The organism is Solibacillus sp. FSL K6-1126 (assembly GCF_038003445.1).
Classification (GTDB): Bacteria; Bacillota; Bacilli; order Bacillales_A; family Planococcaceae; genus Solibacillus; species Solibacillus silvestris.
Map to the genome: position 1 here is coordinate 1,691,551 of NZ_JBBOPD010000001.1, position 26,408 is coordinate 1,717,958.

The 26,408-nt window shown below is 38.1% G+C and carries 25 protein-coding genes and 1 pseudogene; 13 read left to right on the forward strand and 13 right to left on the reverse strand.

The genetic code is table 11. The features are described 5' to 3' along the window. Positions 1 to 160: 160 nt before the first annotated feature. From MHH44_RS08150 to MHH44_RS08170, 5 genes are read right to left on the reverse strand one after another with little or no spacing between them, the layout of a single operon-like run. Positions 161 to 1,516, reverse strand: a complete 1,356-nt coding sequence (locus MHH44_RS08150; protein ID WP_340798256.1) for an LLM class flavin-dependent oxidoreductase — start codon at positions 1,514 to 1,516, stop codon at positions 161 to 163. 14 nt (positions 1,517 to 1,530) lie between these two features. Further along, complete coding sequence (locus MHH44_RS08155; RefSeq protein ID WP_014824172.1) at positions 1,531 to 2,343, reverse strand: ABC transporter permease; 813 nt, start codon at positions 2,341 to 2,343, stop codon at positions 1,531 to 1,533. Continuing rightward, complete coding sequence (locus tag MHH44_RS08160; RefSeq protein WP_008406522.1) at positions 2,344 to 3,165, reverse strand: ABC transporter permease; 822 nt, start codon at positions 3,163 to 3,165, stop codon at positions 2,344 to 2,346. Between the two features lie 19 nt (positions 3,166 to 3,184). Then, on the reverse strand, positions 3,185 to 4,177 hold the full coding sequence (locus MHH44_RS08165) for an aliphatic sulfonate ABC transporter substrate-binding protein (RefSeq protein ID WP_340798257.1): 993 nt from the start codon (positions 4,175 to 4,177) through the stop codon (positions 3,185 to 3,187). A 15-nt stretch (positions 4,178 to 4,192) separates the two neighbouring features. Continuing rightward, a complete protein-coding gene (locus tag MHH44_RS08170) occupies positions 4,193 to 4,966 on the reverse strand; it encodes an ABC transporter ATP-binding protein (RefSeq protein ID WP_008406524.1) in 774 nt (257 codons plus the stop codon). Positions 4,967 to 5,389: 423 nt separating this feature from the next. Between MHH44_RS08170 and MHH44_RS08175 the strand changes: the two genes are divergently transcribed. Genes MHH44_RS08175 through MHH44_RS08190 form a run of 4 tightly spaced genes read left to right on the forward strand, consistent with a single transcriptional unit; the run spans position 5,390 to position 8,749 of the window. Then, a complete protein-coding gene (locus MHH44_RS08175; protein WP_008406525.1) occupies positions 5,390 to 6,529 on the forward strand; it encodes a betaine/proline/choline family ABC transporter ATP-binding protein in 1,140 nt (379 codons plus the stop codon). After that, positions 6,526 to 7,173 carry an ABC transporter permease gene (locus MHH44_RS08180; RefSeq protein ID WP_065217112.1) on the forward strand — a complete coding sequence of 216 codons (648 nt, stop codon included), beginning with the start codon at positions 6,526 to 6,528 and terminating at the stop codon, positions 7,171 to 7,173. The genes MHH44_RS08175 and MHH44_RS08180 overlap by 4 nt, the downstream gene beginning before the upstream one ends. After that, complete coding sequence (locus MHH44_RS08185; protein ID WP_340798258.1) at positions 7,170 to 8,069, forward strand: osmoprotectant ABC transporter substrate-binding protein; 900 nt, start codon at positions 7,170 to 7,172, stop codon at positions 8,067 to 8,069. The genes MHH44_RS08180 and MHH44_RS08185 overlap by 4 nt, the downstream gene beginning before the upstream one ends. Continuing rightward, positions 8,066 to 8,749 carry an ABC transporter permease gene (locus tag MHH44_RS08190; RefSeq protein WP_340798259.1) on the forward strand — a complete coding sequence of 228 codons (684 nt, stop codon included), beginning with the start codon at positions 8,066 to 8,068 and terminating at the stop codon, positions 8,747 to 8,749. Before MHH44_RS08185 ends, MHH44_RS08190 begins: the two co-directional genes overlap by 4 nt. Positions 8,750 to 8,820: 71 nt before the next feature. Here the strand turns inward: MHH44_RS08190 and MHH44_RS08195 are convergent. Then, positions 8,821 to 10,175, reverse strand: a protein-coding gene (locus tag MHH44_RS08195) for an IS3 family transposase (protein ID WP_221712469.1) whose coding sequence is annotated in 2 segments (ribosomal slippage) — positions 8,821 to 9,722 and positions 9,722 to 10,175 — 1,356 coding nt in all. Because the reading frame shifts where the segments join, the coding sequence is not laid out codon by codon here. A gap of 312 nt (positions 10,176 to 10,487) precedes the next feature. Between MHH44_RS08195 and MHH44_RS08200 the strand changes: the two genes are divergently transcribed. The 3 genes from MHH44_RS08200 to MHH44_RS08210 all read left to right on the forward strand — a co-directional run bounded on the left by MHH44_RS08200 (position 10,488) and on the right by MHH44_RS08210 (position 14,058). Further along, a complete protein-coding gene (locus tag MHH44_RS08200) occupies positions 10,488 to 12,716 on the forward strand; it encodes an S-layer homology domain-containing protein (RefSeq protein WP_340798260.1) in 2,229 nt (742 codons plus the stop codon). A 287-nt stretch (positions 12,717 to 13,003) separates the two neighbouring features. Further along, complete coding sequence (locus MHH44_RS08205; RefSeq protein ID WP_340798261.1) at positions 13,004 to 13,549, forward strand: GNAT family N-acetyltransferase; 546 nt, start codon at positions 13,004 to 13,006, stop codon at positions 13,547 to 13,549. Next, positions 13,549 to 14,058, forward strand: coding sequence for a GNAT family N-acetyltransferase (locus MHH44_RS08210; RefSeq protein WP_340798262.1), 510 nt, complete (start codon positions 13,549 to 13,551; stop codon positions 14,056 to 14,058). The genes MHH44_RS08205 and MHH44_RS08210 overlap by 1 nt, the downstream gene beginning before the upstream one ends. Before the next feature lie 76 nt (positions 14,059 to 14,134). Here MHH44_RS08210 and MHH44_RS08215 read toward each other — a convergent pair whose 3' ends face one another. The 3 genes from MHH44_RS08215 to abc-f form a co-directional block, all read right to left on the reverse strand. Beyond that, positions 14,135 to 15,073 (reverse strand): bile acid:sodium symporter family protein, encoded by a 939-nt coding sequence (locus tag MHH44_RS08215; protein ID WP_340798263.1) that lies wholly within the window; start codon positions 15,071 to 15,073, stop codon positions 14,135 to 14,137. Between the two features lie 205 nt (positions 15,074 to 15,278). Beyond that, the gene (locus tag MHH44_RS08220) at positions 15,279 to 16,325 is read right to left on the reverse strand and encodes an LLM class flavin-dependent oxidoreductase (RefSeq protein ID WP_340798264.1); all 1,047 of its coding nucleotides are present in this window, start codon (positions 16,323 to 16,325) and stop codon (positions 15,279 to 15,281) included. A 124-nt stretch (positions 16,326 to 16,449) separates the two neighbouring features. Continuing rightward, entirely contained in the window at positions 16,450 to 17,898 is a 1,449-nt protein-coding gene (gene abc-f, locus MHH44_RS08225; protein ID WP_340798265.1) for a ribosomal protection-like ABC-F family protein, read from the reverse strand. Positions 17,899 to 18,336: 438 nt separating this feature from the next. On the opposite strand from abc-f, the pseudogene MHH44_RS08230 reads away from it, so the two are divergent. Beyond that, positions 18,337 to 18,681: pseudogene (locus MHH44_RS08230) on the forward strand (LysE family transporter); the annotation flags it as partial. Between the two features lie 366 nt (positions 18,682 to 19,047). Beyond that, entirely contained in the window at positions 19,048 to 19,647 is a 600-nt protein-coding gene (locus MHH44_RS08235) for a DedA family protein (protein ID WP_041865894.1), read from the forward strand. A gap of 47 nt (positions 19,648 to 19,694) precedes the next feature. Here the strand turns inward: MHH44_RS08235 and MHH44_RS08240 are convergent, their stop codons facing one another. Both MHH44_RS08240 and MHH44_RS08245 read right to left on the reverse strand, forming a co-directional pair. After that, entirely contained in the window at positions 19,695 to 20,558 is an 864-nt protein-coding gene (locus tag MHH44_RS08240) for a helix-turn-helix domain-containing protein (protein ID WP_014824159.1), read from the reverse strand. Between the two features lie 329 nt (positions 20,559 to 20,887). Beyond that, positions 20,888 to 21,451 carry a DUF4256 domain-containing protein gene (locus MHH44_RS08245; protein ID WP_339264289.1) on the reverse strand — a complete coding sequence of 188 codons (564 nt, stop codon included), beginning with the start codon at positions 21,449 to 21,451 and terminating at the stop codon, positions 20,888 to 20,890. 336 nt (positions 21,452 to 21,787) lie between these two features. On the opposite strand from MHH44_RS08245, the gene MHH44_RS08250 reads away from it, so the two are divergent. From MHH44_RS08250 to MHH44_RS08260, 3 genes are all read left to right on the forward strand, one after another. Beyond that, on the forward strand, positions 21,788 to 21,988 hold the full coding sequence (locus MHH44_RS08250) for a cold-shock protein (protein WP_008406560.1): 201 nt from the start codon (positions 21,788 to 21,790) through the stop codon (positions 21,986 to 21,988). Between the two features lie 179 nt (positions 21,989 to 22,167). After that, positions 22,168 to 22,911 (forward strand): DUF1835 domain-containing protein, encoded by a 744-nt coding sequence (locus MHH44_RS08255; RefSeq protein WP_340798266.1) that lies wholly within the window; start codon positions 22,168 to 22,170, stop codon positions 22,909 to 22,911. A gap of 35 nt (positions 22,912 to 22,946) precedes the next feature. Further along, positions 22,947 to 23,156 carry a DUF3658 domain-containing protein gene (locus MHH44_RS08260; protein WP_340799493.1) on the forward strand — a complete coding sequence of 70 codons (210 nt, stop codon included), beginning with the start codon at positions 22,947 to 22,949 and terminating at the stop codon, positions 23,154 to 23,156. Between the two features lie 496 nt (positions 23,157 to 23,652). Here MHH44_RS08260 and MHH44_RS08265 read toward each other — a convergent pair whose 3' ends face one another. Continuing rightward, positions 23,653 to 24,960, reverse strand: a complete 1,308-nt coding sequence (locus tag MHH44_RS08265) for a serine hydrolase (protein WP_340798267.1) — start codon at positions 24,958 to 24,960, stop codon at positions 23,653 to 23,655. A 191-nt stretch (positions 24,961 to 25,151) separates the two neighbouring features. Next, complete coding sequence (locus MHH44_RS08270; RefSeq protein WP_008406565.1) at positions 25,152 to 25,364, reverse strand: alpha/beta-type small acid-soluble spore protein; 213 nt, start codon at positions 25,362 to 25,364, stop codon at positions 25,152 to 25,154. 265 nt (positions 25,365 to 25,629) lie between these two features. On the opposite strand from MHH44_RS08270, the gene MHH44_RS08275 reads away from it, so the two are divergent. Further along, positions 25,630 to 26,397: a class I SAM-dependent methyltransferase gene (locus MHH44_RS08275; protein WP_340798268.1), complete on the forward strand. Its 768-nt coding sequence runs from the start codon at positions 25,630 to 25,632 to the stop codon at positions 26,395 to 26,397. Positions 26,398 to 26,408: the final 11 nt, after the last annotated feature.

The window sequence follows — 26,408 nt, forward strand, 5'->3', positions numbered from 1 at the left end:
AATATAAACTTAATGACTACGCCAATATTTATTCCCCTAAGATTCTGAGTTTAATAAAAATCCCCCGGAGAGAATGAACTCACAGGAGATTGCTGAGAAAATTTTTATAGAAATTAATCATGAGAATTGGGAGAGTTTTTTTGAAAATTTATAGCTATTATTAAATCTGTAAACTCACCTGTTCCTTATTCTTTTTAAAATGGTTTCTCTCCGGCCGGACCAAACCTAGATGCTCGCGCAGCGTATCACCTTCGTACTCTTTACGGAAAAGACCGCGTTTTTGCAGCTCGGGAATTACTAAATCCACAAAAGTGGTTAGGTGATCCGGAAGAACAGGTGGCATAATATTAAACCCATCGCAAGCATATTCATTAAACCAAAGCTCCAGTAAATCTGCCAGCTGTGCAGGTGTGCCGATAAATTCCAGATGGCCTCGCGCTCCGTGCATTTTGCGGCCAAGTTGGGCAATGGAAAGATTCGCTTCACGTGCGGAGTCTATAAATAACTGGATGCGGCTCTTCATCGCATTTGATTGTGCAGCTAAGTCCGGCAGCTCAGGAAGGGGACCAGTTGCCGGATAGTCGGATAAATCAATACCTAAAAAAGCGGAAACGGTTTTCAAAGCTTCATCATCCGAAATTAATTGATTGAGCTCTTCATATTTTGCCCAAGCAGCTTCTTCTGTTTCGGCAATAATTGGTGAAATACCAGGCATGATCTTGATGCTGCGTGGATCACGGTTTTCTTCAGCCAATTTCGCCTGGAGCTTCTTATAAAATGCTTTTGAATTTTCCAGTGATTGACTTGCAGTAAAGACCACTTCACCGGTTTTTGCCGCGAAGGCAATACCGGCTTCCGAACCGCCTGCTACAACGAGTACCGGATAGCCTTGCGGTGGACGGGGTACATTTAAAGGACCACGCGATGCATACCATTCGCCTTTATAATTAATTTCCTTTACGGAACCTGGCTTTATAAATTTACGATTTTCCTTGTCATTAATGAGCGCATTGTCATCCCAGCTATCCCATAGATTACGTGCCAGATCTACATATTCTTCAGCCATCTTGTAGCGTAGCCCATGCTCAGGATGCTTTTCTTTACCAAAATTCTGTGCTTCGGTGTCATGCTGTGATGTTACAATATTCCATGCAGCCCGCCCGTGACTAATATGGTCTAGTGTTGCATAGCGTCTTGCTAAATGAAACGGTTCGTTGTATGTTGTAGAACTAGTTGCTGTTAGTCCTAATTTTTTTGTATGAACGGCTATTGCTGATAATAGGGTAACAGGATCAAGCATACCGGATGCCGTCTGCTCAGCACCTGAAACGTGTAGGTAATCCGCCAGAAACATCATATCGAATTTACCGCGCTCGGCAGTTTTTGCGACTTCTATGAAGTAATCGATATCAAAAGGGTTGTGGCCTGATCCGGATGGATGACGCCAACTTTCACTATGATGACCACTGTAATAAATAAACGCACCTAAACTTAATTTTCCTTCTCTTTTACTCATATTAAAATTCCCCCTTAACCTTTGTATGTGTCACGCCATTTTAAGGCGCGTTTTTCAATTGAACCGACGAGCGAATCCGTGAATTTACCAAGAATAATAAATAAAATGAGCCCGACAAACACAATATCTGTTTGCGAATAAGCACGGGCATCCTGAATCATATAGCCAATTCCAGCACTTGCGCCCATCATTTCGCTGACAACGAGCACAAGCCAAGACGTCCCCATTGCCAGACGAAGACCAAGTAAAAGGTTGGGCATTGCTGAAGGAAAAATAAGCTTTGTTAATTTTTCCTTAAAAGAATATTGTAAAATACCGGTCACTTCATAGAGTTTTTGGTCAACAAGACGAATGCCAAGAAAAATATTGACGTAAACCGGGAAAAATGCGCCAAGTGCGATCATCAGCACTTTGCCAAACTCACCCACGCCAAACCATAGGATAAAAAGGGGTATGAGCGATAATAGCGGCACAGTCCGTAACATTTGAAGGGACGGGTCTATCAATTGCTGTGCAATTTTACTGAAGCCGGTCGCAATACCTAAAATGATCGCGGTAAGGGCACCTAACAGAAAGCCGAAAATTACACGCTGCCCACTAGCAAGAAAATGAACAGGCAATTCCCCATTGGCCAATAAAATCCAAAATGTCGATGCAATTTTAAGTGGTGTCGGTAAAATATGTTCTTCTACGAGACCAAATGTACCTGCCAATTGCCAAAGCACTAAGATTGAAACAGGAAAATAAAGCGGATAAATGATGTGCTGAACTTTCTGCAATGGCCATCTACGTTTTACTTCCAGCGTTTCCTTTGAGACTAGCGTCATTTATTTCCCTCCTTTAAAAGTGCTCTGCCAGTTTAATAATTTTTTCTCCACTGTGAGCACAAGAAAATCCGATAACTTTCCGAGTAATGCAAAGATGATAATTCCTACAAATACTGTCGTTATAATGGACATAGAACGCGCATCATTTATTAAGAATCCAATTCCCTCTGTTGAGCCCATCATTTCAGCGACTACCAACCCTAGCCATGAAACCCCAACAGACAGGCGTAGTCCTAGTAAAATATGGGGAAGCGCGGACGGGATAATTAGTTTTAAAACAAGCTGCATTTTATTAAACTGCAAAACTCGTGCTACTTCGAATAACTTACTGTCTGCTGAACGAATTCCTAAAAATGTATTAATATACAGAGGGAAAAAAGCGCCTTTTGCAATTAACAATAGTTTCGATGTTTCCCCAAACCCGAACCATAAGATGAATAGTGGGGCAATTGCTAGATGGGGAAGCATGCGAATCATTTGAATTGTTGGGTCAAATGCACGTTGGCTTTTATAGGAAAATCCAATAATCAGGCCCAGCACCAAACCAAGAGACCCGCCAATAGCCAGACCGGCCAGTGCACGTAAAACCGATACTTGCAAATGTCCGAGCAAATGCTGTTGCTGCAGTAAAAAAATGAATTCATTCCAAATAGCTGAAGGGGCAGGGAGTAGAAGCGGATTTAAATATCCACTTCGGCCAGCCCATTCCCAAAGAAACAGTAAACTTACAGGAAGGAGCGCACCCAGTAGTAGCTGCCTGCTCTTTGCTGAAAATGCGATCTTTTTCCTGTCTTTGGGTAGAGTTTTATTAAGTGTGACCATGACAACGCCTCCTCAAAAATTATTTAACGGCTTCCTTATAAAAGCGATTGTCGAATACTTCGGAAACATCGATTTTTTGACGAATTGTCCCCTGTTTATATTGAAAATCTGCCGTTTTTTGGTGTTCCTGAATAATTGCATCCTCTACTAAAATATTTATGCTTTTTGAGCGTTGTCTTGTTTGCTCCATTAACGCAACTGGTAGATTACGTTCTTTCGCATAACGCTCCACGGCTTCGGTTTCGTTTGCAGTTTCCCATGCCAAAAGCTCATTTAATGTTTTTAAATACGTCACAACAAGTTCGGGGTGTTCTTCAGTAAATTTTGACCGTGCAATCGTATATGAAGGGGAGAGAAGACCGACTGATTCTCCGTCTGCAATAATTGTTCCTTTTTCAGACAGCGTATTAATTGTTAAGTAAGGCTCCCAAATCGCCCAGGCATCGACACCCCCTGAATCGAAGGCAGCCTGTGCTTCATCGGGATTTAAGTTAATCAGTTCCACTTCATCTGGATTGATGTTTAATTTATCAAAGCTTCGCAAAATAAAATCATAGGCATTTGTTCCTTTACCGACAGCTATTTTTTTTCCTTTCAGCTCTTCCAAAGTAGTAATGCCGCTGGATGACTGGACAATAACACCTACGTTTTTCTTGCCTTCCAATGTTTGAGAAATAATCTTAAAAGGGATATTGGCAGCTTGTGCTGTAATAACAGGCATGTTGCCAAGTCCTGCAATATCCAATTTGTTCGAGGCAATTGCTTCAGTCATCGGAGGGCCGCTTTGGAATTCCACCCATTCCACCTTTGCCCCATGTGATTCAAAAGCCTCTTCAAATAATCGATCTTCCTTAGCTTTACCGAACAAGCCGCCACTCCCTTGGATCCCGATTCGAACGACTAGATCATTACTATTTGAGGATGTTTTGGAGGATTTTGTTTCTTCACTTGCACACGCTGCCAACAGGAAAGTTAAAGCTAATAATAAAAATGTGTATAACTGTTTTCTCATATAATTTCGCTCCTTTTATATACCTGCACCAACTGTGTAGGACTCATCTTCAACTCTTTCAAATTCATTCAGTACTTTGCGACGCATTTCCTGGAAAGACAGCGAAGACCGTTTTCTCGGGAATGTAAGTTCAATAGGCAACACCGCTTTAATATGTCCTGGTCGCGGATTCATAATGACAACCCGTTGTCCAAGGAAAACAGCTTCATCCAAATCATGTGTTACAAAAATCATCGTTGTTTTGTTTTTCGTCCAAATATCGAGCAATACTTCCTGCATATGCGAACGTGTGAAAGCATCAAGCGCACCAAACGGTTCATCCAGCAGCAACACCTTTGGATTTCTTAACAGTGCACGTGCAATGGACACACGCTGTGCCATGCCGCCTGAAAGCTGTTTCGGATAGGCAGTTTCAAATCCTTCTAGTTTCACAAGCTGGATCAGTTCATCTACCTTTTTACGAACAGAAGGATTTTTAAGGGACTGATCACCGGCGATATTTTTCTCGACCGTTAGCCATGGAAATAGGCGCGGCTCCTGAAAAATAAATCCTTTCTCCAGACTGGGTCCTTTAATAGGATGTCTGTCCAGTTCAACTATGCCTTCATAAGTCGTATCTAGACCTGCGATTATTTTAAGCAAGGTACTTTTGCCACATCCGCTTGGTCCAATAACTGTTATGAATTCACCTTGCTCAATTTGCAGATTCACATCTTTTAATGCAATTACTTCTTCGGTTTGCGTTGAGAAAATTTTGTTTAACGATTGAATAGTTAACGCATGTTCCATCAATATTTTCCTCCTTGTCAATAAAAAAGAGGCACATAATTGGCGTATAAATACCCCATTATGTGCCTCTAGTTATCTAGTCAGCTTCAATACCTAGTAAACTTATATACATAATAAATAATGTCAGCTTCATTGTCAAACAATTTCGAAAATAATTCTTTTACCCATTGGATAAAAGAATTTAAATACTTATTTTAAAAGCAATTAATTTATATAATATCTGTTTTTTCATAATGCTTTTAATGTTTTCAAGCATTTTCAATTAATAAACAGTCCCATTATTACAATTAAATAAATAATAATGCAATATTGAAAAAATAATGTCATTCTTGTTACGTTTTTTGAAATAAAGGGTAAGGAATGGAAGTATTCCTCAAATAAACTGAGAAATACAACAATACATAAGAAGAAGGAATGAGCTGTATGTTACATATCGAAAACTTACGGAAGGTATACCGTGGCGGGAAAGTGGCCGTTGATAACTTAACACTTGATATTAAAAAAGGAGAGTTTATCGCATTTATTGGTACAAGCGGGAGTGGTAAAACGACAGCCCTTCGTATGCTAAATCGCATGGTAGAGCCTACAAGCGGAATGATTTCAATAAACGGAAAAGAAATCACGAAGCTGAATCCAGTCACTCTTAGGAGAAGTATCGGCTATGTCATTCAACAAATTGGTTTAATGCCGCATATGACAATCCGTGAAAATATTACGCTTGTCCCGCGGCTACTTCAATGGTCGAAAGAAAAACGCGATGAAACGGCCAAATACCTTTTATCGTTAGTCAATTTACCGGAAGCGTATTTAGACTATTATCCATCCCAGCTTTCGGGCGGGCAGCAGCAGCGTATCGGTGTAATTCGTGCTCTTGCAGCTGAGCAGGACATTATCCTAATGGACGAGCCGTTCGGTGCACTTGATCCGATTACCCGCGATACATTACAAGATTTAATTAAAGAGCTTCAAAAGACGCTTGATAAAACGATTATTTTTGTTACGCATGATATGGATGAGGCGATTAAGCTTGCTGATCGCATCGCTATCATGCATGAAGGGAAACTTGTGCAGTTTGATACCCCTGACAATATTTTAGCGAGTCCCGCAAATGACTTTGTAAAAGAATTCATCGGTTCCCATCGTTTAATCCAGCAAAAACCAAATATAAAAACGGTGGACGAAGTAATGATTAAACCAGTATCAATTACCGTTGAACGCAGCTTGGATGAGGCAATCCGCTTAATGGTTAAATCACGAGTGGATACGTTGTTTGTTACAGATGGACAAAATCGATTACTCGGTTTTTTAACAGTCGAAAGTTTAACAGGGAATGCGCGCACGAAAAAAAGTGTTTCAGAAGTTTATAATCGGGATGTCATTTTCATGAAGACGGGTTCCAAACTTCAGGATACGGTTCGTCGTATTTTAAATCTTAATTTGAACAATATTCCGGTTGTTGATGATCAGCAACATCTCATGGGCCTCATTACTCGAGCGAACATCGTAGATATTGTTTACGATACGATTTGGGGAGAAGAGGAACAGGAGCTGATGGATGTATGATGAGCTTTTTCACGGAAAATAGTGCCGATATTTTACTTAAAACATGGGAGCACTTCTACATATCTTTTAGCGCTCTATTATTAGGAGTGATCATTGCCGTTCCTTTAGGCATATTGTTGTCGAAAACGAAGACAGTCGCAAAAATCGTTCTTACAGTTACAAGTGTCCTGCAAACAGTACCGTCCCTTGCTCTGTTAGCGATTATGATTCCTTTTTTAGGTGTCGGCAAAGTACCGGCAATTTTTGCGTTATGCATCTATTCTTTACTGCCAATATTGAACAATACGTTTATTGGGATGCAATCTGTTAATCAAAATATTAAAGCGGCAGGTACAGCAATGGGCATGACCCCGTTGCAATCGATGCGAATGGTTGAATTACCGCTTGCCATGCCAATTATTATGTCGGGCATCCGATTATCTGCAGTATATGTTATTTCATGGGCAACATTGGCATCATATATTGGTGCTGGCGGATTAGGAGATTTTATTTTTAATGGACTAAATTTATATAAAACAGAGCTCATTGTAGGAGGGGCATTATTAGTAACTGCCTTAGCCCTGCTCGTGGACTTTCTGTTAAGCCGTTTTGAACGCTTCATGATTCCAAAAGGGCTTCGTATGCAAGGAGGTCGAACATCATGAAAAAATTGCTAGTAGTATTACTGGTTGCAACTTTACTAAGCGCTTGTAGCAATGAAGCGAATGATAAAATCCGTATTGGTTCAGCTGTAACAACCGAGAGTCAGATTATCGCTTATATTGTGAAAGGAATGCTTGAATATTACACCGACGAAGAAGTGGAACTAATAAATAATTTGGGGTCATCCGTTGTACTTCATCAGGCGATGCTGAATGGCGATGCAAATCTTTCAGCTGTGCGCTATACCGGGACGGATTTAACAGGGACGCTAAACCAAGATCCGATAAGCGATCCGCAAAAAGCTTTGGCAGCGGTTCAACGATTATTTCAGGATGAGTTTCAAATGACGTTTTTCGATTCATACGGTTTTAATAATACGTACGCTTTTATGGTGACACAGGAAACAGCCAAAAAATATGGATTAGAGACGATAAGTGATTTGAAGGACATAGCTCCTGATTTACAAGTGGGTGTTGATACATCATGGATGAACCGTGAAGGTGATGGTTATGAAGGCTTCGTAGAAACTTACGGGTTTGATTTCGGCCGAGTTTTCCCGATGCAAATCGGGCTTGTTTATAATGCTGTTTCACAAAACGAAGTAGATGTTGTGCTGGGCTATACAACCGATGGACGTATCGCTTCTTATGATTTAGTCGTTTTAGAAGATGATCTGCAATTTTTCCCGCCGTATGATGCGTCCCCATTTGCAGACACGGAACTACTGGAGAAAAATCCGGAAGTGAAACAGGCACTTCAGCGACTGGTCGGAAAAATTTCTACAGAAGAAATGCAACGGCTAAATTTTCTGGCTGACAATAACTTAATTGAACCGGCCGTTGTTGCTGAGGAATTTTTAAAAGAAAATGAATACTTTTCAGGAGATGATACACCATGACGGATATGACACAGCTATCGGTAGTTGAACAATTTTTCTTTTATATGAGGGAAAATGGTTCTTATGTATTTTCACAATTTTTTGCCCATTTTCAGTTATCTGTGTATGGTGTTTTACTCGCTTCTATTGTAGGTATACCAATAGGGATTTGGATCTCGAAATTTCCGAAGTTTTCAGGTCCTGTCATTACACTCGCCAATATTATTCAAACGATCCCAGCGCTCGCATTAATGGCAATCATTATGCTCGTTTTAGGTCTTGGAAAAACGACGGTTATTGTGACCGTATTCTTTTATTCTCTTTTGCCGATTGTTAAAAATACATTTGTCGGTATTCGGAATATTGATCGTAGCTTAACTGATGCAGGGCGCGGTATGGGAATGAACAAGCTACAAATTCTGTATATGGTGGAGCTGCCTTTAAGCCTCTCTGTTATTATAACTGGTATTCGCATTGCCCTTGTCGTGGCAATCGGTATTGTCGCTATTGGTGCGTTTATTGGGGCTGGCGGTCTTGGTGATATAATCATTCGCGGAACAAATGCTACGAGTGGTACTGCTATTATTTTAGCGGGAGCACTTCCAACCGCATTAATGGCAATTTTGGCAGATGTACTACTGTTATGGCTGGAGAAACGACTTGATCCAACCAAACAAAAAAAATTAAAAGTCGAAGCTTAGAATAATAAAAATTTTTAAAAACTCCTATTTTTCATGAAGTGACCCCTATAAGTTAGACACGGTTATTTCGTTTAGGCTGCTTGGGTAAACTGAGTTCGGTATTCTACCGGACTCAGTTTTAATTTTGCCTTTAAACGTTTTGTGTTGTAATACGTTATATATTTTTCAAGTTCCATTTTAAAATGTTCGACACTTTCAAATTCCTTTAAGTAGAGGAATTCTGACTTCATGATACCGAAGAAATTCTCCATGACAGAGTTGTCATAACAGTTTCCCTTACGTGACATACTTTGCACAATACCTCTTGATTCAAGAACGTGGCGATATTGGTTCATTTGGTAATGCCAACCTTGATCTGAATGCATCAGTAATTGATGTTCCTCTGGCAACCTCTCTAGTGCCTTATCCAACATTTCTGATACAAGCGAATATGTTGGTCTATGACCAATTGTGTACGTAATAATTTCGCCATTAAATAAGTCTAAAACAGGCGATAAATAGAGCTTTTGATCAAACAGCTTAAACTCCGTAATATCTGTAACCCATTTTTCATTCGGTCCTTCTGCTATAAAGTTCCGATCCAATATATTAGGCGCAATCTTACCGACTGTACCTTTATATGATTTGTATTTCTTCATACGCACTAAGCACTTTAAACCTAATTCTTTCATGATACGTTGAACCTTTTTATGATTCACTTTTTGCCCACGATTTGCTAGCTCATCACGAATACGTCGATAACCATAACGACCTTCGTGTTCGTTATAAATTTCTTGAATTTCGGCCTTTAACTCGGCATCTGTATCTTGGCGATCCATCTTCTTCACTAAATCATAGTACGTACTACGTGGAATGCCTGCGAATGCCACAAGCGCTTTCACCGAGTATTTATGCCTTAATTCATAGACGACTTTTACTTTGTCTTCTTTGGTGATTTTTCCTTGGTTTGAACTAAGGCGTTCAACTTTTTTAAATACTCATTTTCCATACGTAGACGATTGATTTCCGCTTGAAGCGCTTCAGGTGAGCCTTCTACTGGTGTTAGTTTTGAATGTTTGTTCGTTTCTTTTTTCATGGATGTACGCCCCTTTTTCTTTGATTGAAGGGCATCGAATCCTTTAGTTTCAAACTGTTTTCGCCATTGAAGTATGGATGATGGTGCTGCTATACCAAAGATAGCCGCTGTTTCATTTAAGGACGTACCGTATTCAATCATATAATTTAGTACGTCTAGTTTAAACTGCGCTGAGTAATTTGTATATCGTTTTATAAAGGCGTCTGCACCATTATGTTCATATTGTTTGACCCATATATGAATTGATTTATTATCCGTACCTATCGACTTTGCGATTGAAAGATAACTCTCATTACCTTTCAAAGCTCGATTCACTGCCTCGAGCTTTTCCTCAGGACTAAATTTAGCCATAGAAAAACTGCACCTCCAATTGTTAGATGTGTCTAACAATTGGGGTGCAGTTCATCAAAATAGGGGTTTTTTATTCTTTTGGGAATATTTTGCGATAATTGTTACAACAAATGGTAATATTTCTAAAAAAGAGGGAAGAGGAGGACTTGATTTTTTATGTTATTAATAAAAAGGTTAGATATATGGCTTATTGGCCTTAACGTCTTATAGAATTATGTAAAAATATAACAAATATGAAACTTTTTGTGTGTTCATTTCGTATAATGTAAGTGTAAACATATGTTTTACGAAAAAGAGATAGGGGGATGAAGAGTGGTAACTTTTAAAAAGGCGGGTGCAATGTTAACCGCAACAGCGCTGTCTGTTGGGTTATTAGCACCAATTGCAAGTGCTTCAACAGTAGGGAATGAGCGAATGGAGTCATTGCCGATTCAAGTGGCACAAACGAATACAACGGTAACAAAAGAGGATTTAATGAAGCGTTTCCGGGAATTATTTCCGAATGAGTTCAAAAATGTAACCGAAAAAGATTTCCAAACGGGGACAGGCTATTCACGTCCAACAGACACGAAGGTAAGCTACGAACTTTATTTCTCTAAGCGAATTGATAACCAATATGTTCATGGAAGCTTTATTTTTGCTGGAGAAACGTTGGAGTTAGAACAATTCTATTATCAACCAGTAAACACAAAGGATATATTGTTCCCGGCAAAATATTCAAAAGAAGAAGCACAAAAAGTAGCGGATAAATTTATGGAAAGGTTCAATAAAGGCGAGGGGTATGAGCTTGTGCCAAACGCACACGATTTTTACTCACCCTCAATTTTAACACAGCCTGTTGAATACTCATTTATGTATGAAAAGAAAAATTCGGGTATTCCTATTTCAGATCAAACGATTAATATCCGTGTGTTAGGGGATGGCACAGTATCATCATTTTATAGAACAACACCTCCAAAAAATAATTTTACGTATGATGATCCATCTAAAAAACAAAATGAATCATCTATTGCCGACCGCTTGCAAGATGCTTTAAAAGCACAGTTGTCATATTCAATAGTTCCGGATTACACAACAGGGGATCATAAAGTAAAGCTTGTTTATGAACCGAATAGCCAAGTTATTTCAGGTGTCCATGCGCAAACAGGAGATTGGTTAACTATGGACGGGCTCTCTTCAACTTTATCAGCTAAATCACTTACACCAATTGTTTCGGCGCCATTAGCGGCAAAACAGCCGAACTTGACAGCAGAGCAGGCGCGAGCAATGGCAGAAAAATTGCTGGCAACAGATATTAAAGGTGTTCAACTAGAAATTGGAGCAGTTGATGAAACAACAACGGAAACTGGTAAGGAAGTCTTCAACATTCAATATATGTATAACTATCGTAATGGTGGGACAGGAACTGTACTAACAATTGATAAAGCAACAGGGGAATTTATTCATTATAGTGATATTAAAAGTAACCTCGAGGTAGAAGAGGATGAAAACGATACAGAAGTAAAATTATCACAAAAACAGGCATTGGATAAAGCGATTGCCCATGTAAAAGATTGGGTACCTTCATCTGCTCATAAGTATGCAATACCGGTGAATGAGGGCTTCCATGAGAGTTATAATGACAGTTATTACTTTACGTTCCCGCGTATCGTGAACGGTTTAACGGTAGCTGGAGACAATATCTCCGTAAATGTCGATGCTAAAACAGGTGATTTAGTAAGCTTGTATGTAAGCGATTATGGCGAATTGGAGTGGCCGGCAGCAACTGATATTATATCAGAACAGGAAGCAACAAAAATGTTGAAAGACGAGTTGAAACTGAAGCTGCAATATGTGAATCATCCAAAAGTGGGTAATGAACAGCATTATAGCTTAGCGTATCAACCAGTCTTCAAAGAAGGATCGTCTGCTGCCATTGATGCCAAAACAGGAGAATGGTTAGATGTTTATGGAATGGCCAGTTCGGACAAGCCTAAAATCGAGCATCCAAAAGCCGCTGAAGAATTAAATTATTTAATTCATGCAGGTATTTTAGAAGTAAATGATAACTTTAACCCGGATGCTCCGATTACGAAAGAGGAAGCGTTAAAAGTTTTATTGAAATCAGTGACTTACATGTATTACAGCTCTAACTTCGATGAGTTTGAAATGGCGGATGAATCATTTACGGATATTACGCCAGATGATGCTATATATGCATTTGTCACACGTGCCTTAAAAATGGGTATGCTAGATGCAACTACTAAAACATTCAATCCTAAAACAGCCCTTACAAATCAAGAGCTGGCAAAATGGGTAATTGGTACACTGAAGTTAAACAAACCTGCACAACTTAGCGATATATATGAATTGAATTACAGTGATGCCGCACTAGTGGATAAGAAAGTACGTGGTCACGTGGCATTAGCATATGCAATGGGATTACTTGAAGCCGAAAATAATCAGCTAAAACCAACTAGTGAAGTCACGTATGCACAATTAGCTCAAGTGACGATTCGTTTAGCTCATAAAATGAATGAATATCAGATTGAAAATTATTAATGGCAGGTTTTGTATTGAACACATTGATTAAATGAAATATCCCTTGCCATTTAAACGGCAAGGGTTTTCATATTTAAATATAGAGATCATTACTTAGGTAAAAGAAAAGAAGATACTTGAGACAGGTGTACGATACAACCTTTGCAAAAATACATATACATAAAAGCACTCTATACAAATGAGGAAGTCAGAAAATACCTTGGTGGAACTGTCAATTCGAAAGTCAGATTAATGGGGCAATTCATGCAAACTGCTTAAAATTATAGTGTTACGAAAGGAGCAGTACTATGTTTCCAAAATTAGAAACTAAACGACTCGTGTTAAGAGAAATTCTTCCTTCCGATGCGGAAGATATTTATTCGATTTTTTCAAACGAAGTGGTAACAAAATATTATGGATTGAACACATTTAAAAAAATAGAGCAGGCAGAGAAGTTAATCGAGGCATTTACTATTAATTTTCAATCTGAAAAAGGGATGCGCTGGGGAATTGAAAAGAAGGGCGTTCCGGGTTTAATCGGTACAATTGGCTTTAACTCATGGTCAAAAACGCATCGGCGTGCAGAAGTAGGGTATGAAATTTATCCAGACTTTTGGCGGAATGGTTATGCATCGGAAGCAGTAGCTAAAATCGTTGACCATGGATTCCAGGAGATGGAGTTAACACGAATCGGTGCCATCGTTTTTGTGGAAAATATAGGCTCCAGTCAATTATTGATGAAACAGGGTTTTGAAAAGGAAGGAATTTTAAGAAAGTATATGTACCAAAATAACGAGGCTTTCGATGTAATTATGCTATCGAAGTGTAATCGGCAAAATAATGGAGATGAATAATGGATATTAATCGAAATGAAATTTACTTAAGAAAGTTAAAATTAGAAGATTTTAATGCTGTCGTTGATTGGAGTAGGGATGATCGTTTTTGTGAAGCAAATGGATGGCAGAAAAATAGAGATCATCTGGAATTATTTAAATGGTGGGAACGTTGTGTAACCAATCAACAAAAAGATATGATCCGTCTTGGAATTGAATATAAAAATAGACTTATCGGTTATGCCGATTTAGCAGAATTTAAAAATAATAGTGCAGAAATAGGTATTGCTATTGGAGATAGTAATCTTTGGAATAATGGTATTGGTACTCAGATGATTAAAAAATTGCTGAATTATGCGAATGAACAATTCGGAGTCACTACATTTTACGGAAAAACCTATGAAACAAATCATCGTTCCAGAAAAATGATGGAGAAGGTTGGATTTACTGAAGAAAGCCGTGAAGGAACTGAATTATATATAGGTAAAGAAGTTAAGTTAGTACAATATAAGTTAGAATTGAATGAATAAAGCTCTCTAATACATACATATATCGAAATAAAAAGTGGTACGAATCAACAACTTCGTACCACTTTTTGTGTAATATCTATTTGACCTTCTTATTCGCTCTTGAACCCCAATACGTAGCAAGGATCGGTCCGGAAATATTGTGCCAGAAACTGAAGATTGCACTCGGAACCGCTGATACGGGATCGAAGTGTGCCATAGCTAATTGGGCACCTAATCCCGAATTTTGCATCCCAACTTCAATCGAAATCGCTTTTTGATCATCGTATTGCAATTTGAATAATTTCGCTACTAAGAACCCTATTAAGTACCCTAACCCATTATGTAAAATTACAATGGCAAAAATGATTAATCCTGTTTCTAAAATTTTATCCCGGCTTCCGCTTACTACGGCTGCAACGATCATGACAATCGCAATAACGGATACAGTTGGAAGTATATCGATGCTTTTCTCCACAATTGGTCTAAATAAGAACTGAGCAACGATTCCTAAAACAATTGGAATTAATACAACTTTGATTACCGACATAAACATGGCCATAAATGAAACCGGTAACCATTCGCTTGCTAATAAGTAGATCAGCGCAGGTGTCACAAACGGTGCCAATAATGTCGTACATGATGTAATCGTAACAGATAATGCTGTATTTCCTTTTGCCAGGTAAGTCATAACATTTGATGAAGTACCTCCTGGACAACAACCTACTAAAATAACACCAACTGCAATTTCAGGTGGTAAATTGAAAATTTTTGCTAACGCGAATGCCAATAGCGGCATAACCACAAATTGGGAAACAATCCCGATAATCACGCCTTTCGGATGTTGAAGAATCAATTTAAAATCATCTAGTTTCAATGTCATCCCCATACCAAACATGACAATCCCTAATAATATGGTGATGTAACTACCAATCCAAGTGAAATATTCAGGCAGCCAAATCGCTAAACCAGCTGCAACGAGTACCCAAATCGCAAATGTATTTCCTGCAAACTTACCTATCTTCTGTAAAACTCCCATGATGATGTAACCTCAGCTTTCTATTGAATTCATGTCATTGTAATATATCAAATTTACAATTGCAATAATATTCAGAATTTTAAGCGATTTAGTTATTATTCTAGTTAATATAGTCAGAAAGCTTTGTATAAAAAGGGGTAAACGCAAACTTCATAAAAAAATGGGCTGTGCAGTATTTTTCTGCACAGCCCATTAACTAACATTCTTACCTATTTTTCAATCGTGCGACTTCCTCACGTACGATTGGCGCAACTTTTGTGCCTAAAAGTTCGATGGCATGCATTACTTGGTCATGCGGCATGGAACCGACTGGCACGTGCAGGAAAAATCTTGAAATGCCGACATGTTCGTAAAGGTAGATGATTTTCTTTGCAACCATGTCAACATCTCCTACATAAAGAGCGCCTTCCAAGCTGCGAGCATCAGCAAATGCTTCACGTGTATAAGGAGCCCATCCACGCTCACGGCCAAGTTTCGTCATCGCTGCTGCTGTGGACGGGAAAAACTGCTCAACAGCAAGTTCTGTTGTATCCGCAATAAAACCATGCGAATGGGAAGCTACACGCAGCTTCGAAATGTCATGGCCTGCTTTTTTCGCCACTTCATAATACAGTTGAACGATGCGCGCGAAATACAGGGGACTCCCACCAATAATCGCCAATGTTAGCGGCAAGCCCAATGTAGCGGCTCGAATTGCGGATTGTGGTGTTCCGCCGCTCGCTACCCAAATCGGTAATTTTTCCTGTACTGGGCGCGGGTAGATGCCACGTCCCGGAATAGATGGACGGAATTGGCCGGTTGATGACACAATCTCATTTTCCTGAAGATTTAATAATAGATCGAGTTTTTCTTCAAAAAGCGCATCATAGTCGTTCAAATCGTTGCCGAACAAGGGGAACGACTCAATGAATGAACCGCGTCCAGCCATAATTTCGGCACGGCCGTTCGATAGTCCGTCAAGTGTTGCGAATTGCTGGAACACACGTACCGGATCATCCGACGAGAGTACCGTTACAGCGCTCGTCAGTCGAATTTGTTTTGTTTGCATTGCAGCTGCAGCGAGTACAACAGAAGGAACTGATGCGGCATAGTCCTCCCGGTGATGTTCCCCGACACCATACACATCCAGTCCTACCGCATCCGCCAGCTTAATTTCTTCGACGATTTGGCGCAGTCGTTCGGCATGACTTACTGTTTTGCCTGTTAAAGCGTCCGGTGTTGTTTCTGCAAATGTTGAAATACCTATTTCCATGTGATGACCTCCAAATAATAAATAGCTCGTTACCTTTTCTTACTATGATTACCATATGAAATCATTTTAGTGCACATCGATTGGAAATGAAAGGATTGTTCAATTCGAAACATTACAAGTAAAGTCAGATTTCAATTAAGGCCCTATCTTTTATCTCTATAATTCTTGTAGCTACTTTTTTCACAAAGTAGTCATCATGGGAGACAAAAAGAATAGTGCCGTCATATGCTCGGATAAAGTTTACCAATGCCTCTTTTGTCGCCATATCAAGGAAGTTGGTCGGTTCATCGAGGAGGAGAATATTATATTGACCTAAAAACAGCTCACTTAAAAGTAAACGAATGCGTTCGCCTCCGCTTAAAACAGTAATTCGTTTTTGTAAATCACTCTGGTCAAACTGCATCTGATGTAAAACAGTACGAATAAATGCGTCGCTATATTCGCTTCGTGTTTTTATAAAACTCCAAACCGTCTCATCCGGCAAGTTTTGATATGCAAGCTGAGAAAAATGGCCGATTTTGACTTTCGGTGAGAGATCGATATGGGGATGCTTTTCGATCATCGCCTGCAGCAACGTTGATTTCCCACTGCCGTTCGGACCGGTTAGAGCGATTTTATCCTGTAAACGAACTTGAAGCTGACATTGATCAATCAGTATTTTCTCACGGATCGACAAAGTGAAATCTTGCATCATGATCGGCACTTTATTATGAAGTTCCAATGCTTTCGATTGTTTGAAATGAAGGGGAACATCTTCTTTAACTTTCTCGACAAAAGGAAGCTGTTCGATTCGTTTTTCCATCGCCTTTGCCGAGCGATAAGCCGCTTTTTGGCTTGTTCCTTTGGATTTTGTTTCAAACATTCGATTCGCTTTCGCCTTCGTTTCTTTTTTTGAAAGCTTCTTTGCCTCGGTAATTTTTTCGGCCTTTTTCATTTTTTCGGCAACTGCCTTTTCCAAGTGGGCCTTTTCGCGAACGTATTTTTCATGGGCAGCAGCTTGCTCGTGTTTTTCCCGTTCCTTTTGCGCGGAATAATCGGAATAATTTCCGCTATAAACCGAAACTTGGCCATCATTTACTTCCCAGATTGTCGTGACGACGCTATCCAGCAGGTTCCGATCATGGCTGACTAAGACGACAGCTCCGTAATAATCGCGTAGTTGATCTTGCAAAAATCGGATGCCTTCTTGATCTAAGTGCGTTGTCGGCTCATCGAAAATCAATGCCTCATAGTAATGACTGAATGCCTGTGATAACTTCAGCCTCGTCAGTTCACCACCGCTATGTGGATCGACTGCCTTTAATTTATGAAGAAGGGCGATGTCAATATTGTGTTGGGTGAAAGCAGGGGATGTTTGTTCAAAATAATAATAATCAACATGTGAACTTACATTTCCTTGCTGCGGCACGAGTTGACCGGTTAATATTTTTAATAAAGTACTTTTACCGGCGCCGTTTTTACCGACAATACCGATGCGGTCAAATTGATAAATAGCCAGCTGCGGGATTGTGAGTATATCCTTATCTAAAAATTGTACGTGTATATTTTTCAGTTCAAAGCTTAAGTTTTCCATTATTGCTACCTCCGAAATATAGAATTTCGTACCGATAGCTTATCGATACGAGCGGTTTGTGTAATCCGCCCGTATTAAAAGAATAGAAGCATCTGCATTGTTTTAGCCCTCCATTTTATACGTGAGTCTAAAACGCAATAAAAAAGCAGACATATGTATGCCTGCGCCGAAAAAATATAGAAGTCTCCCGTTTAAAGAGGAATCTCTATGGTTTCATCGTTTACAAGCATGACAAAAAGCCCATCTCAAATGGGTTTGCTTTTTTATTGCCAGCTTAGCGTAAACGAAGTAAAAACATAGAAAAATCCCTCCTTCTCATAAATTAATGACATCATAATAGTTTTCCTGAAATAAGTCAATCCTGGAATTAATAATTAATTAGGGGAGTAATTGAAAATTTATAAATATTCAAATATAATTATATTTATAAAACGGACGTTAGTTGGTGAGAAAGCCAATAAATCCTTTTTGTCAACTTACCGCAATGGTTTATTGGTTGCTGTTTCTCCAGGAAATCTTGTTTTCTGGATTTCTGTATTTGGAGTAGTTTTGGCCGACTCTTATTCAGGAAAAGGTACCCATCAATTTTTAATTGTTGCGCTTGGTATTTTATCGGGGATTTTACTGCATGATATTGGACTTTTAACAATTGTTTCACTTTCTAGAAAAGTTATGAATCGTACAATGATTAAATGGACTTCCATCATCGCGGGTATATTATTATTCGGATTTGGCTGTTACTTTATCTATGAGTTTATTCATGATTTAAAAGCATTAATTTAACTAAGAGACAGACGATTCCAAAGCATAACTGGTTTCGTCTGTTCGTTTTTATATGTGGAGTTAGTTGGAGAGGGGAAGTCACAATTGTACTGACATATCGCTTTTTTCATAGACATACACTGCTATAAAATTAAAAGTTTTGCGGATGAGGCAACATTTGTGAGGAGACGACGTTCTATTCTAAAGAAGAGCATACAGAATAACGGCATGTTTTCACAATTTCTATTGTGAATCGATTAAAGTTTTTGTATGCTAAGTGAATGTGGAAGTGGACTATGGAGTTGAAATCAGAAAATGATGATTTTAACTTTGGGATAATGCAAATGATTGGAGTTGTTTTTGTTGTTAGATACAATCATTCTATCAATGATTGAGTTTTTTAAAGGGTTTGGCTATTTTGGTGTACTGTTGGCGCTCTGCTTTGAGTTTATTCCAGCAGAAATTATATTACCGATGGCTGGCTTTTGGATTGCTCAAGGGGAATATAGCTATTGGTTAATGGTGCTTGCAGGAACGGTAGGCGGAACGATTGGTCCGTTGACATTATATGCAGTCGGGCGTTATGGTGGTCGACCAATCGTTTTGAAATACGGGAAGTTCTTCTTGATCAATGAAAAGCAAGTGAATGCATCGGACAAGTTTTTCGCTAAATATGGCGCGGGTGTCGCATTTTTCGGACGCTTTATGCCAATCGTCCGTACGGCAATTTCGGTTCCATGCGGGATGACTAAAATGAATGTATGGAAGTTTACAATTTACACATTTTTAGCGATGTTCCCAATTACCGCGCTTTATGTATATTTAGGCATTAAGCTAGGGGAGAACTGGGAACAGGCAGGAGATCTGTTTAAACAATACTTGCAGCCGTTTGTTATCATCATCATTGTTCTAGCAGTAATTTATGCGATTTATAAATACCGCATAAAATTATTAGAGCGTAAAATGAACTTACCTAAAAAAAAATAAACTAAAGGGCAGCCGACATTGGCTGCCCTTTTATAATTATCTTTACATTATTTAACGATTAAATTATTTTTAATTTCCTTCTCCAACATTTTAACTAGTTCTTCCTGTTCTAAATGTTGAAGTAATGTTAAGCCCTTATTGATAAAACCTTCATCCGCTCCGTTTAAATTATTGAGGCAAACGCCTTTTCTCACATAACAGATCGACAGGTTGATAAAAAGCTGCTCCGATTTACATGCACTGATTGCATCATTTAACAGATGAAGTGCGGTTTCAAAGTCTTTTCCTTTAATATTAATAAGCGACAGATTGATCAGAAAATTAATTTTTAATTTATTTATATTTTGAAAGCCATTGTACTTGTCGATATGACGAAAAGCAAATTCTTTTATTTCCGTTGCAGTAGGAATCGGAAACACAAATAAAATAGCATTCAGCAAATAAATATCAGCTAAGTACAATGTATTTCGTTGAGAAAGATCTTTCCAAATGGGAGATAAAGTTTTAGAAGCCATTACAAAATCGCTGGATCTGGCCAAAATGAGCATCCCCTCCATTACGGTTTGAATATTGATGATTAAATTGTCGTTCGGATTTTGCCGTAAATAAGCAGCACATTCTTCAATCATTTGAAGCAGTGCATTTTCGGAATTGTACGTTTGATTGTAAAACCTCTTCATAATTCTTTGGCGCTCATGCATTTCGTAGTTATTGCTTATGTATTCAAACTCTTCGTAAGACATTTCGAGCCGACCCAAAAATTCCTTTAAAATAGAATATTTAATTTCTCTGTTTTCCCCTTTTTCAAATTTTGAGTAGTTGCCCTGTGAGCATATTTTCTCGCTGACATATTGTTGTGAATAGCCTTTACCAACCCGTATGTCTTTTACAACTTGCCCGTAATTATTCATTTCATCACCTAATTATTCTTTTAGGCATATTATACACTTTTTGTCTGATAATTTGTAAAATTAATACAAAGGAGGGGACGAAATGGTAGATTTATTAATCACTACTTTAGAACTGTGGATTATTGGAACTGGTGGAGGATAAGTAAGGATTTAAAGGATCATATATTAATTAGTTTTGGAATAAAAAGGAGTTAAGGGTAAATCTGAATTTATATTATTTTCATATCCCGGGCTGGGTCATTCGATTTATTGTCCAGAGTTGCTTAAAATAGAAACAAGCCGTTGTCAAAAAATGTGACAACGGCTTGTTTTAAATTGAGATCATTAAATTAAACAGTAAGCGAACCTCGAAATCCTCGAGCACCATAGTAAGAGTCTGCACCATTATGATACATGAAAACCGTCTCATATCGACGGTCACAGAAAATTGCACCGCCAAGTTTGCGGATATCGGGTGGTGTTAAAACCCAGCTGGACGTTTTTAAATCAAATTTCCCAAGTTGCTGCAACGAGCGGTATTCGACTTCTGTTAAAAGTTCAATTCCCATAGAAGCCGCCATATTCATCGCACTGTCTTCAGGTTTGTTTTTCTTTCGCGCATCCAGTGCTTCCTGGTCATAACAAATACTTCTGCGTCCTTTAGGGCTTTCAGGTGAACAGTCCATAAATGTGTATGTGTCCATTTCATGATTATATGCAACGACATCAGGTTCTCCTTCAGTACGTTCCATTTCATGAAGCGACCACAGTTTTACAGGATTTGCTTCGAGCTTTGTCTGCACATTTTCCCAATCGATATTCGGATGACGTTCCATATGCTGTAAAAAGCGTGCTTTCAATGTTGTAAGAAGTTGTTCTTGTTGTTCGTTTGTTAATACTTTTTTAGCTGTCATAATAGAGAACACCTCGATAAGTAGTTGATGCCATTAATGATACTGTAAGCTAGAGAATAAAGTCTAGTAATGATTAACTTTCGAAATAAGATAAATCTATTCAAAACTTAGTTTGCATCATGATTATACTTGCACTCGAATGAAATAAAATAATAAGAATAGACAAATGGTTTTGTTTGTTATATACTATGGTTAATAAGAAATGTTACAAGACAACAATAAATTCACCTATTACAAAATGTATTCGTGTTTTATTTAGTACTTTTTGTAATATGTGAATTTTTTCTTTATGAGAATTGTGATCTTATTAAATTTAATTAAATGGAGGTCATTTAAATGACACAAGGTACAGTAAAATGGTTTAACGCAGAAAAAGGTTTTGGTTTCATCGAAGTTGAAGGCGGAAACGACGTATTCGCTCACTTCTCAGCAATCCAAGGCGAAGGTTTCAAATCTTTAGACGAAGGTCAAAAAGTTGAATTTGAAATCGAAGACGGTCAACGTGGCCCACAAGCTACAAACATCGTAAAACTTTAATTTTAAAGCTGTAACGATAAACTGCATCCCAAATATGGGGTGCAGTTTTTTTATGTCTAAAATTAAAAAGCTGCTGGAGGAGAAAGAAATATAGTTTACAGGTGAGCGGGACCATTTTGTTAGGAAAGTTATACTAAAAGAGGATTTAATGGTAAAATTTGTGGAAAGGGGGTATTCATTTGTTTAATGAATTGAACGCTGTTATTGATCAATTAGAAGGCAAAGAACGGAAAGCTTTATTAATGCAAATCTTTTTACGGATGCAAGTAGTCGAAGAAAGAAATGGTTATTCAGAGGAGCAATTCTTTTTAGATATTAAAAATACATATAACAACCTGTTGGAGTACAAAAAGAATCAAGCAAACGTTGAGCCTGTACAATATCAAGCAACACATATTGTCTTTGGAGATTCGCCATCAGGCAGCCTGAAATTTGCTTTAAAAAAGTTAGGGCTAAGTCATCAGGAAAGGATTATTACGTTTTCCGATTTGTTTTCTATTGGTCCCATTTGGAACTTACATAACTTACAAGGTATTTCGAATCGATCTAAATGGTTTAGAAATCATATCATTATTGATGATGAGGACCTCTATCATCACGAAGAACATTTTAAACAAACGATTGTAGACCTCCAACAAACGCCAAATGATCACCCAATTATTATTTGGGCGGGGGAAAATGCACATGAACAAACGGGTTTACGGTTTGTACTTTATTTATTAAAAGAGAAGGCAAACGATATCCATATTATTCATACTAATGAAGCATATAAAACTTATTTTGATAGACCCGATATCGATTTTACTCCGTTAAATATGGGGGAACTGTCATCAGATCAATTAATGGAAATTTACGAAAACGAGAAAAAGGGTCATCTATTGACGCATGCGGAACGTAAAACATCTGGGAAAATCAAAAGATAAAAAGTGTTCCTGAAAATTTTTATGATGCTTACATTATCAATACAGTGAAGAAACTTCATCAAAATAAACAGAATAAGGACTTTATAAAATCAGCCAGAATTATCGGAGAAGTAATGGGTCATTTAGATCAATATATTGGTGACCATTTTTTTGAATATCGTGTCAGACGTTTAATTGTCAATGGTGTATTTGACTTGGAAGGTGTACCAAAGGCAATGCGTTACTATAGTATAAAAATTCGGTAAAGGTACTATATGTAAATTTAGCAACATTACAAAACGACCAGAATAAGAGCAGGGGGGAATATGAAAAAATCAATATACCGATCATCTTGAATGTAGCCGCACTTATCTTTATAATGGCGACCTTTTATTGGGGATTTGAACAATTATTTATGACGAGATTGGTGTTAATTTTCTTTGCACTTGTCTGCTTATTATTTGAAATAAAAAAGGATAACATTTCGAGAAATAAGATGTTATTTATCATTTTTAGTGTCGTTAGTCTAATCGCAATAGTGATAAGTATTCTTGCAGATAATAGCTCATTAAATCACGCAATCAATAATACGGATTATCTTATTCCATTGTTTATGTATGTCCTGATAGTCATTATGTATAAAGAGCTGTATACGGAAAGTGGATAAAGAATCAGAGGATTAATCGATTGAAAAAGATGCTTAGCCAAATCAGGCAAAGCATCTTTATAGATTGTTGCGGTATTTATAAAATCAAACCAAACTTAGTTTAAAAGCGCCTCACGTACCTCATCGCGAAAACCTGCATCGTTCAAAAGCTTTCTTTCAAATGAATTTCGATTGTTTCTCAACAGGAAATGCTCATGAAATTTCAGGTTATTAAGTAAAATAACAAATTCGTACTGATCACCCTTAAGGTTTTCAACATACATCGCGTTGTTTAAGACGAACAGTGTAGAGCCGCCCTTTGAGCCAATATGTGTATATTTCCTATAATTTTCTTCATTTAATTGCATCGGCCATTCCAGTAGATCCCGGATTGTTTCAGCTGCATTTGATGGCAGCTCGTCATTGGAAATAAGGGCGAGCAGTTTCCCGTAATCATTTGCAGAAGCGCCAATTAACCGATCTGACCAAACTCTTTGTACGGCAGGGGATGAGTCAAATGTAGTCTCACTTGCATTAATTTCTCCTGTTTTCATTTGCAGGCTTATCGATTGAGCTAACTTACGATAGTCGTCCATTGATAACTTTTGGAGCGCCTTGATTAATTCTTTTTCGGACATCCCATCTTTTTGGATAGAATCAGGAATGAGGAGCGCACTGCCAATTGGATAAATGTCTTCATGCTGTGTTAAGCCTAACACTGTTTTACGCTGATTTATCGCATCAATACCGAGCAGATTAATTAAATAGTCTGTATTGGCATTTGAGCTATACGTAATCATTCCTTTTGCAACATCATGCAAAGTGACTTCATTATTTTGGATGCCTCGATCTTGTTTCACAGCTTCTAACCATGCTTCATGACCGCCCCCATCAGTATTTTTCCAATAAAAACGGTTCAAGTCGCCCAAAGGTATTGACTGGTCTTTTTGAATTTTATTTTCTTCGACCTGCATGGCATATTCAACTGCAATAAGGATTTTTACTGTACTTGCTAATGGCCGTCTAACAGTTGACTGGTAAGTAATGACAGGTTCGCCGTTTTCAGCAAAATAAAAGGAGCTGGATTCCGGATTTTCCTTTAAATGTTGAATAACATAATTGGGATTGTCCCGAAGTAGAGCATATGCTGCAATTCCTGCAATTAAAGTAGTGACCCCATAAATCGTTAACCTCTTTTTTGTATAGGTTTTACGATCAAACAAAATCATAGCCAGAACACCAAATAGGAAAGCAATGAGGAAATTTATATTGAAAACTAAAACGGCAATAATAATTCCGGATATAATTCCAATCGTTACAATGGCTTTCTGAAATTCTTCACGAGTTCTTTGCGCCTTATTCAAAAAGGGAATTAAAGTAAAGAAAATAATACCGAGCAAACCAATCCAACCATAAATATTCATATATGACCTTTCCTCCTTCTTATCCAATCCCTAAAGCAAAGTGGGTAATTCCATAAATTGTTATTACTGTTATTTACGGAGGGAAGCAGTAAAAGTTTCATTTAATTTTGGTTTGTCTATGTATGTAATCTCCTTGAAAAGCCAAAATGAAAAGAAAACGCTACAAATTTGTAGCGCTTCCTTCTCGTTAATTATTGTTGGTTGTTTGAATTGCCGCGTAATTGTTGCTCTGCCATTTGTACTAGGCGTTTCGTAATTTCGCCACCTACAGAGCCGTTAGCACGTGCTGATGCGTCTGGTCCTAATTGAACACCAAACTCTTGTGCAATTTCGTACTTCATTTGGTCAACTGCTTGTTGTGCACCAGGTACACGTAATTTGTTTGAGCTGTTGTTGTTTGCCATCTGTTATCGCCTCCTTATGACAATAGAATGCACAGGTAAGAAAGTTTCATACCACATCAGAAATAGGTAATTTACAGTTCAATTGGTAACGTTTTTATAATATGGTGTTTTTATAATAACCAATTATCATCGATAAACACTAAATCACACAGGATAGCTCGCACCGCAACTAAAACAAATTAGAAAAATTATCGGATTGTAACATATGGAATAAAGTGGTTTAATTGGGACATACAGTATAGATCCATCATCGTTACAGAAAGGAATGACTTTTTTGAATACAATTATCGAAAACAATAAAAAAAGCTGGGATATTGTAGCGAAGCATTTTGCTGGAGGAGATGCGTTGCCAAGCTATGGACCTTTAGCGCAAACAGAGGAGGAACTGAATTTACTCGGAAATGTGGCCGGGAAAACAGTGCTGGAAGTTGGATTTGGGAGCGGGCATTCTCTTTTATATATGAATAACAATGGAGCAAATGAGCTTTGGGGTGTTGATTTTTCGAGTGCCCAAATGGACCTGGCACAGAAAACGTTATACGGCATTGAGGCAAGCTTATTTACGGCTCCAATGGAAGAAGAAATCGGTCTGCCGAAAAATTATTTTGATTTAGTGTATTCCATTTATGCGATTGGCTGGTCAAGTGATCTTCCGGCAACGTTTAAGTTAGTTTACAGCTACTTAAAAGAAGGAGGCGAATTTATTTTCAGCTGGGAACACCCTTTCTATAATCAAATCAAATGCCGTGATCATCAGTTTAGTTTAACGGATTCCTACCAGCGTGAAGGATATATCGAAACAACGACATTTAAAGGGGAAGATGCGCCAATGCAAATACCGAAATATAAAATGGCGACATTTATAAATGCACTTTTAAAAGCAGGCTTTGAACTTGTAAAAATTATTGAAAGTGATATTCCGGTCCATGCAAAAGGTGAAGAAATTCCGTATTCCGAAAAGTATTATTCTCTACATAAAGCAAGCCACTTTCCAACAACCTTTATCGTAAAAGCTCGTAAACGTAATATATAGGAGGCAACTAT

Coding starts and splice junctions, on each gene's coding strand:
- MHH44_RS08165 (WP_340798257.1), bottom strand. CDS start 4,177: ATGAGAAAACAGTTATACACATTTTTATTATTAGCTTTAACTTTCCTG.
- MHH44_RS08250 (WP_008406560.1), top strand. CDS start 21,788: ATGACACAAGGTACAGTAAAATGGTTTAACGCAGAAAAAGGTTTTGGT.
- MHH44_RS08275 (WP_340798268.1), top strand. CDS start 25,630: ATGACTTTTTTGAATACAATTATCGAAAACAATAAAAAAAGCTGGGAT.
- MHH44_RS08270 (WP_008406565.1), bottom strand. CDS start 25,364: ATGGCAAACAACAACAGCTCAAACAAATTACGTGTACCTGGTGCACAA.
- MHH44_RS08185 (WP_340798258.1), top strand. CDS start 7,170: ATGAAAAAATTGCTAGTAGTATTACTGGTTGCAACTTTACTAAGCGCT.
- MHH44_RS08265 (WP_340798267.1), bottom strand. CDS start 24,960: ATGAATATTTATGGTTGGATTGGTTTGCTCGGTATTATTTTCTTTACT.
- MHH44_RS08240 (WP_014824159.1), bottom strand. CDS start 20,558: ATGAATAATTACGGGCAAGTTGTAAAAGACATACGGGTTGGTAAAGGC.
- MHH44_RS08215 (WP_340798263.1), bottom strand. CDS start 15,073: ATGGGAGTTTTACAGAAGATAGGTAAGTTTGCAGGAAATACATTTGCG.
- MHH44_RS08160 (WP_008406522.1), bottom strand. CDS start 3,165: ATGGTCACACTTAATAAAACTCTACCCAAAGACAGGAAAAAGATCGCA.
- MHH44_RS08245 (WP_339264289.1), bottom strand. CDS start 21,451: ATGACAGCTAAAAAAGTATTAACAAACGAACAACAAGAACAACTTCTT.
- MHH44_RS08235 (WP_041865894.1), top strand. CDS start 19,048: ATGATTGAGTTTTTTAAAGGGTTTGGCTATTTTGGTGTACTGTTGGCG.
- MHH44_RS08210 (WP_340798262.1), top strand. CDS start 13,549: ATGGATATTAATCGAAATGAAATTTACTTAAGAAAGTTAAAATTAGAA.
- MHH44_RS08180 (WP_065217112.1), top strand. CDS start 6,526: ATGATGAGCTTTTTCACGGAAAATAGTGCCGATATTTTACTTAAAACA.
- MHH44_RS08190 (WP_340798259.1), top strand. CDS start 8,066: ATGACGGATATGACACAGCTATCGGTAGTTGAACAATTTTTCTTTTAT.
- MHH44_RS08220 (WP_340798264.1), bottom strand. CDS start 16,325: ATGGAAATAGGTATTTCAACATTTGCAGAAACAACACCGGACGCTTTA.
- abc-f (WP_340798265.1), bottom strand. CDS start 17,898: ATGGAAAACTTAAGCTTTGAACTGAAAAATATACACGTACAATTTTTA.
- MHH44_RS08170 (WP_008406524.1), bottom strand. CDS start 4,966: ATGGAACATGCGTTAACTATTCAATCGTTAAACAAAATTTTCTCAACG.
- MHH44_RS08205 (WP_340798261.1), top strand. CDS start 13,004: ATGTTTCCAAAATTAGAAACTAAACGACTCGTGTTAAGAGAAATTCTT.
- MHH44_RS08150 (WP_340798256.1), bottom strand. CDS start 1,516: ATGAGTAAAAGAGAAGGAAAATTAAGTTTAGGTGCGTTTATTTATTAC.
- MHH44_RS08175 (WP_008406525.1), top strand. CDS start 5,390: ATGTTACATATCGAAAACTTACGGAAGGTATACCGTGGCGGGAAAGTG.
- MHH44_RS08155 (WP_014824172.1), bottom strand. CDS start 2,343: ATGACGCTAGTCTCAAAGGAAACGCTGGAAGTAAAACGTAGATGGCCA.